Consider the following 13,125-nt stretch of genomic DNA (forward strand, 5'->3'; position numbering starts at 1 on the left):
ACTAGAACTAGTAGCATTAAATTCTCCTAAAAGAACACCCTTCTCTTCTTCTGAAAGATAATCTATAGCTCGTAATGGTTTTGAAGGATCTAAGAGAATTTTAGATAAAAGCTGTCTATAATGACACATTAAACCTTTAATCATCTCACCATCATACACGTCAATATTGTAATTAATATTGAACAAAAGATTGCCTCCAGTCTCCTGAAAAATGATCTCTAAATCAAATTTAGATGCATTTGAACCGCGATCTATTATTCTATTGGCTGTATTAGAATCTAAAATAATGCTAGAATTATCATCCTGTAAGTTTTGTAGCACTAGAATTGCATCAAATATTGGGTTACGACTAGTATCTGTTTTAATATCTAATTCTGATACTAAGCTATCAAAGGTATATTGTTGATTAGAGAAAGCAGATAAGGTTGATTTTTTAACCCGATCATAAAGGTCATCAAAATTTTCATCAGGAATTATTTTATTTCTTAGTGCCAATGTATTTACATAAAACCCTATCTGATTTTCTAAATCACCGTGCTCTCTTCCTGCCACCGGCGTTCCTGTTATTATATCTTTTTGTGACGTATATCTATAACATAAAACATTCCAGGCAGATAACAATCCCATAAATAAGCTTCCTCCCTGTTCTTGACTATAATTTTGTAACTTCTTTACTATATCAGAATTTATATACGAGGATAGACTTCTTCCATTAAAAGTTTTTATTTTAGGCCTTGTTTTATTACCAGGCAAGTCTAATGTTGGTAATTCTCCTGATAAGGTATTTACCCAATATTCTTTGCATTTCCCATATTCTTGTCCTTCTTTTTGGGATAGTTGCCAGGCACTATAATCCTTATATTGAATTTTTAACTCGGGTAAATTAGGCTGTGCATTTCTTAAATATGCTTCATAATATGCTAATACATCTTTTATCAGTATATCTTTCGACCAGCCATCACTTATCAGGTGATGCATATTATAATAAAAAACATACTCTTCCTCAGAAATCTGAAATAGACTTGCCCTTATTAGTGGACCGTTTACTAAATCAAATGGTTTAAATGAATCTTCCTTTGAGAAAATATTTATACTGTCGTTTACATCTTTAGTGTTTCTTAGATCATGATAATCAATATCGAAATTTAGTTCTTCTCTACTAAGAACCCATTGTTTAACCTCTCCTTCATCATTTTCTTTAAAAACCGTTCTTAAAATTTCATGACGATCTATAACCGAATTAATGGCTTTTTTAAACTTTTGTATATCATAACTTCCTGGTAATTCGACTCTATTAGAAATATTATAAGCCACAGAAGAATCTTCTATTTGACTTAAAATCCATAGTCGTTTTTGAGCATCAGATAGTTCATAACACGAATCTGTTTTGATTTTCGGAATACTTTCATACTTATCATTTTCGGAATTAAAACTCTGATTATCCATAAGGTATGATATAATCTCCGACTTTCTGTTTTTTATCTCCTCTAGTAATTGAGTATCTAGATTTTGATTTTCTGAAAACAACTTTAATTTGTCATCCACAATATCCATATAGATATCATTGTCGGATATTTTTTTCAAAAGATTAATCATAATTCTATCTCCTTTAATTTTTTACTAGTTCTAATAATAGATTCTTGCTTTTTTATTATTCCTATCTGGGAAGCAACATATTGAATGGTGGGATATTGAAACAAGTTTTTCATACTCATATTTGTTTCAAATCTGGTGTTTATTTTATATAAAATTTTAACAGCTTTTATACTATTTCCTCCTAATTCAAAGAAATTATCATTAATACCAATTCTATCTTTTCCTAATACTTCTTTCCAGATTTCTAGAATACTTTTTTCTATTTTGGTAGTTGCTAATTCGAATTCTACTTGGTTAATTAATTCTTCTCCTTTGATATTCGACAATGCTTTTTTATCAATTTTACCATTTGTAGTAATTGGCATGTTTTTTATTTGAATAAATCGATCAGGTATCATATACCGCGGTAATTTATCTGATAAATAGTCATATAACTTTTTTCTTTCTTGCTTCTTATTTGATACGATATAAGCCAATAGTTCTATATCAAAATCTCCTTCATTTTTTAGGACAACAACGGCCTCACTAATACTATTTTTTGATTGTAAGTGATATTCTATTTCTCCTAATTCTATTCTGTGTCCTCGAATTTTAACTTGATTATCTCTTCTTCCTAAGAATTGTATATTTCCATTTGGTAACCATCTAGCAAGGTCTCCTGTTTTATATAGTTTTTCTCCTTCTTTAAATGGATTATTAATAAACCTCTCTTCATTTAGTTTTAGACGGTTTAAGTAACCTCTAGCCAATCCATCACCTCCAATACATATTTCTCCAACAACCCCTTTTGGTTGTAAATTATCAAGTTCATCAAGAATATAAACTTGTGTGTTTTGTATAGGACGTCCAATAAGTACATTCGTGTTTTTCTCAGGGATTTCATATACTATACAACCAACAGTTGCTTCAGTAGGGCCATATTCATTATAAATTTTAATTGCAGGATTGAGTTTTCGTAACGTTCCAACTTGGTTTTGATATAATACATCCCCTCCAACAATTGCCATTTCGAGATGATTCGCTTCTAACTCCATATTTTCTAATAAACTTATATGCGCAGGAGTTAATTTTATGCAAGAAATTGTACTTTCAAAATATTGTTTTAACAAATCGGTTATCTCTAAACTTTGCTTAAATACTTTTAACCTACTTCCACTCAAAATTGGTAAAAACAAACTAGTAACTGTTAAATCAAAAGACAACGATGTAAATAGACCAAAATCTGAATTTGACAAACCATTATTGAGATAATAAGATTGCGCCCAATTCAAATAATTCATCATTGATATATGTTCTATCATGACTCCTTTAGGCATACCTGTAGAACCTGATGTATATATAACATATGATACACTTTTTGGATCTATTTTTTGGTCCTCATAATCAACAGAATATGATGATTGCGTTTCTTTAAAGAATGCTAGCTCTTTTGAATCTATAAAAGTTTTGCATTTACAATCTTCCTTTATATAATCGATTTTAGATTTCGGGTATGATGGATCGATTGGAACATAAGCTGCACCTACTTTTAACACTCCAAGAATACAAATAAGCAGCCAATCATTTCTTTCTAATTTGATACCTACTAGGTCATTGGCACATAAATTATGTTCTTTCACTAGATAATTAGACCATTTATTTGACAAATTATCTAATTCTAAGTATGTGATTTTTCTATTATCAAATTCTATAGCTATTTCATCAGGATTTTGTTTTACTTGTTCTGTAAAAACATCTATTATAGTTTTATCCTGAGCATAGGATACGTCTGTATTATTCAATTCATGTAAAAGCTCAAACTTTTCCTCTTTAGAAAGATAGTCGACCTTTCTTATTTCAGAATCTGGGTTATTTACCAATTGTATAATTAACTGTTTATAATTACGGATAATACTTTCTATCATATGCTGGTCATATATATCCGAATTGTATTTAACAATAAAAGATAAAGCATCCCCTATTTCTTGAAAAGTTAGTTCTATATCAAACTTTGAGGCACATATTCCATCGTCAGAAATATAATCGCAGTCCTTCTCTTCTATGGTAGAACCAAAATCATTATCAACAACATTCTGCAGAACAAGCATAACGTCAAACAATGCACTACGGCTGGAGTTTCTTATTAAATCCAAATCTTCTACAAGATTATCAAATGGATACATTTGATGATCAAATGATGAAAATGTAGCTGTTCTAACTTTATCATAGATTTCGTTAAAAGTATCAGTTGAATCTATTTGGTTTCTTAATGCCAATGTATTTACATAAAAACCTATTTGATTTTCTAAATCAACGTGATCACGGCCACTTGTAGGGGTTCCTATAATTATATCATTCTGTCCAGTAAATCTATTACAAAGAATATTCCACGCAGCTAGTAATCCAACAAAAAGGCTTCCTTCTTTGTATTGACCATAGGCTTTCAACTTTTTTATCGTTTCAGAAGGTATACTTGTTGATAATTGATGGCCCTTATACGTTTTTATTTTTGGTCTTATTTTAGAACTTGGAAAATCTAAGATTGGTAATTCTCCAGAAAACTGATTTAACCAATATTTCTTACTTTCTTTAAACCTATCTTTTAATAACTGTTTTTTTTGCCAAGCTACATACTCTTTATATTGAATATTTAGGCTTACCATACTTGCATCATTGTTGATCTTGAGTGCTTCGTAGCAATCAAGTACATCTTTGATGAGTACTTTCATAGACCAACCATCACTAATTATATGATGCATGTTAAAATAAAAAACGTACTCTTCATCAGAAATTTGCAATAAAAATGCCCTAATAAGTGGTCCTTGTTCCAAATTAAATGCGATATAAGAATCTTCTTTTTCATATTGCTTTGCTTTTTCTTCTGGTTTTTCTTTTCCTCTAAAGTCTACGTAATCAATTTTAAAATTTAATGCATCTTTTGACAATATTTGCTGCCTAATTTCTCCTAGTTCATTTACTCTAAAAACAGTTCTTAATATTTCGTGACGTTCAATTGTTTTATCAATTGCTTTTTTAAAGTTAGGAACATCATATTCTCCATTTAATTTAACTGAGAAAGGCATGTTATACGCTATTGAGCCTTGATCAAATTGGCTAAGTACCCACAACCTATGTTGAGACGAAGAGAGTTCATAAGTTTCTTCACTCTCTAGTTTATCTATGATTTCAAACGTTGATACTTTTGATTGTTCTATCAAATTTGCCTGTTCTTCTAAAATTGAATTATTAAACATTTTATGAATGTCTAAATCAACATTAAAAGTTTGATGTATTCTCAACTTTAATTGTATCAGCTTAATACTGTTTCCTCCTAATAATAAAAAATTGTCCTTAGCACCAACTTTTTCTAACTTTAGTACCTGTTTCCATATTGTAGCTAGCTTTTCTTCTGTTTTAGTAGTAGGCGCTTTATAGTTCTGATTTTTTACAAGAACATCATTTATCTTTTGTTCCAATACAACTGGGTCTATTTTACCATTTGCATTAATAGGAAAAGTATCTTGTCTAATTATTAAAGACGGCGTTTCATATTGAGATAAGTATTGTAAACAATAGTTTCGTACAGCATCTTGATCAACATTTTCTGATTTATAAAAACAAACTAAAATCGAATTCATTTCTTTATCTTGATGAAGTAGGCATTTAACCATACTTACCTCTTCTATTTTAAGAATTGTACTTTCGATAGAATTAATATCTACTCTGACTCCATTAATTTTAGCAATACCATCTTCTCTTCCTAACACAATAGTGTTTCGATCCGAGTCATATTTACCATAATCTCCTGTCTTATAAATTATATCTTTTTGATCACCTAATGGGTTTTTAATAAATTTTTCAGCTGTTTGTTCTTCATCATTATAATAACCCTTTGACAAAAACGGTGTCCTAATATAAATACTTCCTACTTCTCCAATTCGGCATAATTTATTCTCCGAATTTAATATAAGAATTACTGTATTTGATATAGGTTTCCCAACACATAAAACTTCCGATGGTTCTCCTTTTAATTCTTTTTCAACTGGATAAAACGTACTTAATATAGTTGCCTCTGTAGTTCCGTAAAAATTTAGTATGCTTGTATTATCTCCATTTGTCTTACGCCAATTTATTATGTCCTTGTTATATAGTTTTTCTCCCGCTAATAATATATACCTGAGATCTTCATATTTTGTAACGCTATCCTCGTCGGGAGAACTCCAATCTGAAGATAACAGTCTAAAAAGTGTAGGAACCATATGAACCACCGAGACTTTCTCTTTTCTTAACCAATGTTGAAGTTTTGAAATATCTTCCTTAACCTCTATTGATGGTAAACATATTGTACAACCATTTAATAAAGCCATGAAAACGGCTTGTAGTGATGCATCAAATGAAAAGGATGGGAGTAAACCTATTCTATCTCCCTCTTTTATACCAAGTTCTTTGGATTCCCAATGAATAAAATGACTTAAACTTTTATGACAACCTAAGACGGCTTTTGGTTTCCCTGTTGATCCAGATGTAAAAAAAATATAATTAGAATCATCTCCATCAATATAAGCCGTAGGATTACCTATTGGTAAATCAATATCCACATCTACCTCAGTATAGTCTCCATCTTTATATTCGAATATTGAAAAAATTAATTGATTATCGTTATTTATAGATATTGTAATTACCTCAGGTATAGAATAATTAAAAAGTTTATCATAACTTTTTAATAAATCTAAGTTTTCTTCGGAAGTTAAAAACACTTTGGGTCTGATATTGTCATATAACTCTCCCCAATGGTTTCTCTTATATTTTTTATCTATTGGTAAATAAATAGCTCTGGATTTGAAAACACCTAGAATTGATATTAGCTGAATTAATGAATCATTAAAAAAAGAAGCAACTATATCACCCTTATTTATATTTCTGTTTTCTAAATAATGGGCCATCCTATTAGACTGGATGTTTAATTCACTGTAGGACAGATTTTTTGTTTCTGTTTCAACGGCTATATTAGTTCCCTTTTTCTCAACAATATTTTCAAATACAGAATGTATTACTTTTTTATTCATCTCAATTATATGTTTAATATTTGATATTTAATTTTCAATATGGTGTTGTCGAAAAGCAATCTTTTATATTTCTCATCCGTTTCTTTTGAGCACTTATTATTTTGAACTCAATAAAATATTTACAGATAACATTAATTCATTACGTAATTGATTTTTGTGTAGAATACAAATACGATAGCGCCTGCGCTTTGTATAAAATGAATAATGGATATTATGGATAAAAACTAGTTGATCTAAAAAAATCAATCTATCTCTACAAGATTTAAGTTTTTTGAGGCTTTTGCTTTATCATTAAATAGTTCTTCAATTATTAACGAAATCAACCAGTCATCTTTTAATTCTGGAAATACTAAACCATAATTACCAAAAAGATCATTGGATTCTGTGCTTAGATACTCTATATTTCTTTTTTGTGATATATATCTATTGATCCATATTTTGAACATATCGATACGTTCATTTTCATAAATAGAACCTTCAAAAGCTAAAACAGCAGATTTAAATTCTTCATCATTCACTATTTTAACTGCATACCCCATTTTTTTCAAAATTGGTAATAATTCTCGTATTGAATAGTACGCGGTATTCTCTAAATGTATGCAGTTTAAATCAGTATTAATTCGACCAGTTACTACATTAGACATCATTTTAGAAACTACATCAACGTGTGAAAATGACACTTTTTCATTATAAGAAACGGGAATCTTACCCAGAATCATCATCCCTTCAAGCAACTGGATGATTCTATTTTCTCCTCCATTTTTCTGAAACTTCCCTGTAATAGAATTTGCAGCAATATGTCCTACCCTATATATTTTACACTCCAATCCTTTGTCTAAAGCATTTCTAACCAATTTCTCCGCATCAAACTTTGATTTTTCATACCCTGATAGAAACGATTGACCTATATCAAACGTTTTTTCTGAAAACTCTGAAGCGCCCCTTGATGAAACTCCGCTTACTGCCAAAGTAGATACATAATGTAACGTTTTCTTTATTCCTGTGTGAGCCAGTTTAATTACTTGCTCAGTTCCGAATATATTACTTCTATGTAGATCTTTATAGGATTTGGTCAGATTAATATCAGCTGCACAATGAACAATCGAATCTACAGAATCACAAAGATCTGTATAACTATTAAAATCTAGTCCAAAATAGTTCTCTGATAAATCTCCGACAACTAAGGTTATATTACTTCTTTTACCTAAATTCTCTTCAGGAAAATAATGTTCTAATATTGAATCTATTTTCTGATAAGCAGATTCCCGATCATAGGATCTCACCAAGCAAAATACATGAACACCCTCTATTAAAAGTTCTCTTAATAAATATGCTCCAAGATAACCTGTTGCACCAGTAAGAAAAACATTCTTTATACTTCTAGTTTTAAAATTTTGTTTAGGGATTTTATAAAATGATTTACCTATAGAAGGAACATTACTTCTATGAATATTAATACTTTTATCCACATCTATTGTATCTTTAAAGAAAGATTTTTGGGTTAATTTTTTTGTAAAATTATTAGCAATAGTATAAGCATCGGAATCACTAACAGTACTTTTACAATACTGAATATCGGCTACAAAATTACTATCAATAAATCTACCCGTAAAAAACAATTTATACTCTCTATTACTATCCTCATTCCTAGTCGAATAACTAGAAATAGAGGAAGGATAAAGGTTAAATGATGAATTTCCATAATATTCAGGAAATTCTCCTAAATAATTAAATCTAACATCAGATTTTAATTTTTCGTATGATGTATAAACATCTGGATATGCATTGATATTATTGGCGAACACCGAAACCTCATCAACCACAGTTTTGATTTTTTCAGCAGCTTTATTTTCCTTATTAAAATCTACAGGAAATGTTGTAGACCACCAAGAAACTGAGCTACTTAAATCAACAGTTTTGCTTACTTGCGGTCTGCCATAAAATTCGATATCCACGGATAACTCATCAAGGGTATAAAAGTCGAATAGAGTATCCACAAAACAACGCAGTAATATTTCATTTATCCTTTCTAGATTACTTTTTGTTTTTTTTAGGTTCTTTAGAACCATTGATAATTTATCATCTAACGAAATCGTAACTACAGAAAGTTCTGATTGCTTTTTAGATTGAATTAATGGTAGTTTTTTTATTTTTTTACTTAATCCCTTTGGATATTGAAGACTTGGTAATCTATTCTCTATTAATAGTTTCTTATAAAACTGATTTCTAATAGTTTCTTTTTTTGTGCCTTTCTGTTTACCTTTTGAAATATCTTCGTAACTAGATAAAATTTTATTTAATATGAGATCCCAGGATATTGCGTCAATAATTAGGTGATGACATGCCAAAAACAAATAGTTCTGCTCTTTTAATTCTCCTTTGATAAGTCCCACTCGAAAAGTTATTCCTGAACTAATTGAAATTGTACTTAAAATTTCTTGAGTGATTTTAATAATTTGATTTGTAACTGATAATTTCTTATTAAGTTGATAAACAGACAATGGAGGGTTTGACGCATTGGACTCTTCTGTATATACATCTTCAGAGATTTTAATAAATTTAAGAGATAACTCTGAATGAGAATTTATAGTTTCTTCAATTGCTAAGGCAAGCGTATTAGTGTCTAGTTCTCCTTTAATCTCTAATAAAACTGTCTGTGCGTATTGATCTAAATTCTTTTTATTACACTTAAAAAATTGAAATTGAGAACTCGTAAGATTTTGACCTCCAATAGTATTTTCTTCTTTTTCTATTTCTTTTCTTTTTTCTCTTTTTAAAGAAATAAACTCACTAAATAATGGATTATTATTCAAGTCAAACAAGCTAACATTGTATCCATTCATTTGTAGTTTACCTATTAATTTAATTGCGTTTAAAGAGTTTCCTCCTGATTCAAAAAAATGTTGATCTTCATAGATAACTCCTAACGCTTCTTCCCAGCAATGTTTAACGCTATCTTCCCAAGAATTCCAGTCAACAGTTTCAGAACTATTCCCTCTATTTCGCAGCTTTGTTTTTCTTCTTAAAGCTTTAAAATCTATTTTACCATTCCCTGTATATGGACAAGAATCATCAATATAAATTTGTTCTGGTATTTTATATGAAGGAAGCTGCTCTTTAAGCCAGTAATATAGGTCTTCCATACTTATCCCATTATCTGTATTTGGTTTAACGTATGATTCTATTACATTTCTATTTTCGTTTCTAAAAGTATTCAATACAGCATACTCTACTTTAGGATGTTTATTAATAACTTGCTCTATCTCATCAAGTTCTACTCTATGCCCCCTAATTTTTACTTGATTATCATTTCTATTAAGAAAAATGAAAGTCCCATTTGTTAACTTCTTACAAATATCCCCAGTCCTATACCCATATTTATTACTCTTTTTATTAAAAAAGAATTTTGATTTAGTATCTACTTTATTATTGTAGTATCCCAGACTAACTCCAGGGCCTTCAATATACAACTCGCCTATATGATTATTTTCATTAACTAAATAACCATCTCCTTCTCCTATCGGTGAGCCAATAGGTACGCTTTCTGATGAGTCTATAACATCTGAAATATTATACACGAGTGCTCCTACAGTAGTTTCACTAGGACCGTAATGGTTATATATATTTTTGGATATTATTTTATTTCTAATTGAATCAACTAATGTCCAAGGTAATTTTTCACCCCCAAGCACCATATAATTAACTCTGATTTTGTTATCTAATGAAAAGAATGGAATTATCGCATTTATATGAGATGGTGTTGTTTTTAAAAAATTAATATCCTCTTTCTCTATTATCGCCTTGAATAATTCAGGGTCTTTAGATTCATCGCTATTCAATATTCTTAACATCCCTCCAGAAATCAATGACATTAGTATATTAGTATGTCCCAGATCTGTAGAGAAATTAGTTACATGTGCTGAATTCAATTGATCATTAGTATCCAAAATTTCATAAAAACTCTTGGTATAATGAATCACATTCTTATGCGTTACTTGTATCACTTTAGGTGTTCCTGTCGTACCACTTGTTGTGGTCATATAACAGATCTCAGCACGTTTGTCTAACTTATCTTTTTCAAGGCTATTTTCTAGATTAAATAATTCACTAGATTTCAGCACTTTAAACCCTTCCCAACTTTTAACCTCAGCTTTATCTATTTTATTCAATAATACATGGCTAGGGCGAAACGAATCAATTTTATTTTTGTTTACTAAAAGTCCTTCTTTTTCATCCAAAAGTACTGGAATACCGCCCGAATAAATGATTCCCCAAAAACACATTATGCTTAGGGTATCTTTTCTAGTTAATAAAGCTACCTGATCATTAAGCTTTACTCCGTGTAACTTGAGGCTTTTTGCGATTCTTATCGAATTATCATGCAACTCTTTATAAGAGTAATTAGAATACTTATCCCTAATAGCTGTCCTATTTGGAAATTTCTCTGTAGTTAATTCGAGAATATCTGTTAAATACTGATTTTTTGTAGACATACTATAGAAAATTTCTTGTTCGTTGAGAATATTGTTTTTACGATATTAGGGTTTTATGGATACGATTGTCTTGTTGGTCGAATTGAGATATTATCCAGATGTACATTGCCCGGCATATTAATTAAGAATTGAATGGTTTTTGCAACATCTTCTCCATTTAATACAGGTCCTACTTCTGACACATACTTATTAAACCACTCCATATCATATCCAGCGGATTCCTGAAAGTTAGTTCCAACTAAGCCTGGTTCAATCAACGTTACTCGTATTCCTTGTGGTCCAAGTTCTCTTCTTAAAGCTTCGGTTAAACCATGTGTTGCGAACTTTGTTGAGCCATAAACCGAATTAAATGGGGACACATTTCTACCTATTGAAGAACCGATTACGACAATATCTTTTGGAAACGAAATGTATTCTTCTGTAGAATTTGTTTTAGCAGTCATTGAGGTAGAAACTGCTTTTAACTGATGCATCAACCCTTTAACATTTGTATCTAACAGGCTATCCCATTCCTCCTCGTTAGAGGTAATTAATGTTCCGGGTAATCCACGACCTGCACAAGCAACAAAAAGACAGGGTGCGGTTCCCCAGTTCTCTTCGCATTTTTGTATACAACTGACAATGGTATTTTTATTTGAAACATCTCCTGCTACTATATCAACTATTTCTTCTCCTGCTAAATCGTTCAATTCTTTTTTTAGCGCTTGCAACTTGTATATATCTCTACCATTTAATATCAATCTTACACCATCCGATATCATCTGTTTAGCAGTACTTCTTCCAATACCAGAACTAGCACCTGTAATGATTCCTATTCTTTTTTTTCTTAATCTCATCCTTATCCTTACTTTATTCTTTTAATTTTTTAGATCTCAAAACTGTTTTGTTAATCAATCTCTTTATGACACAACTATACAAACACCTTTTTAAGCTATAAAACTGAAGTATGACTTGTAATAGGAAAAAATATATTTTGATGGAATTTTAAAATATAAACCCATAAATATCAGCATATTGTAATAAGCATTTGGATAAGAAGCTTCTTTTATTGATGATATTAATCCATTAGTTACCGTTTTTTTTGTGTGCCAATCAATATTAAAAGAAATTGAATTCGTAAGACTACGCACCTGATGAAAAGTCCCAGCTGGCATGAAAAGAATATCTCCTGCACTTACAGTAAATTTAAGCTTCGTAGCCTCCTTAAACTTAGGGTGTTTTAGATAATCTGGATTGTTAAGATTTACTTCTGACCATTTCCAGTCTTGTCGATAACATTTATCCATATCTTCTGGCAAAACTATCGTAAACTCTTTATAACCGGATACTTGAAAAAATAGATTGTTTGTTAACAATGTATCTACATGCATCGGTGTTATATTATTAGATGTTCCCATAAAAAAACAGATATAATTCCACCAATCATTTCTATACCATTCAGGCAACAAATCCAAAGGGAAAGGTTCTATATCTCTTCTCAACTCTGGAATCATTTGAAAAAGTGGAAAATCGTGAAGATAGTACGGAGGATTTCCTTTCTTTCCTGACAACTCATACTCTTGCATTTGCCTTACGTAATCAGATAATTCCATTGCTTGTAAGTTGCCTTTTTTAACATCCCCTACTTTAGCTACAATTTCTTCTTCAAGTTGGAGGTTACCAAAATATTTATTATCCCATATGTTTATTGAAGGCCATTCACTCATTAAACCTTTAATTAAAACTGGTCTATTTTTGTTAACATATTCCAGATAAAACTTCTCTCTCGAAATATTATATTCTACTGCTATTTTAGCATCTAGTAATTGATCTACAGGATCAAGAATATTATTGTTCATATTTAATTTATTTTAAATGAATTATACTTAACACTAAAGGAATAGTGAGTTCACCCTAAGGGATACCTTATCGTACAGAAACGTGGATGAAATTATTCGTACTAACCAATAATTTTTCCACTAATTAGTTTTATTTAAAAGATTTTCTTTTTA

At 30.2% G+C, this 13,125-nt stretch carries 5 protein-coding genes; all 5 read right to left on the minus strand.

The window, feature by feature from the left end:
• The coding region (locus tag ACWGOQ_RS23305; RefSeq protein WP_458202874.1) for a condensation domain-containing protein at positions 1–1,584 on the minus strand (1,584 nt) is incomplete at its 3' end.
• A gap of 8 nt (positions 1,585–1,592) precedes the next feature.
• Entirely contained in the window at positions 1,593–6,641 is a 5,049-nt protein-coding gene (locus ACWGOQ_RS23310; protein WP_452060276.1) for a non-ribosomal peptide synthetase, read from the minus strand.
• A gap of 242 nt (positions 6,642–6,883) precedes the next feature.
• Positions 6,884–11,134 (minus strand): thioester reductase domain-containing protein, encoded by a 4,251-nt coding sequence (locus ACWGOQ_RS23315; protein WP_452060277.1) that lies wholly within the window; start codon positions 11,132–11,134, stop codon positions 6,884–6,886.
• A gap of 53 nt (positions 11,135–11,187) precedes the next feature.
• Positions 11,188–11,970: an SDR family oxidoreductase gene (locus ACWGOQ_RS23320; protein WP_452060278.1), complete on the minus strand. Its 783-nt coding sequence runs from the start codon at positions 11,968–11,970 to the stop codon at positions 11,188–11,190.
• Between the two features lie 90 nt (positions 11,971–12,060).
• Positions 12,061–12,972, minus strand: a complete 912-nt coding sequence (locus tag ACWGOQ_RS23325) for a cupin-like domain-containing protein (protein ID WP_452060279.1) — start codon at positions 12,970–12,972, stop codon at positions 12,061–12,063.
• Positions 12,973–13,125 lie beyond the last annotated feature (153 nt).

Source organism: Aquimarina ulvae (genome assembly GCF_053613295.3).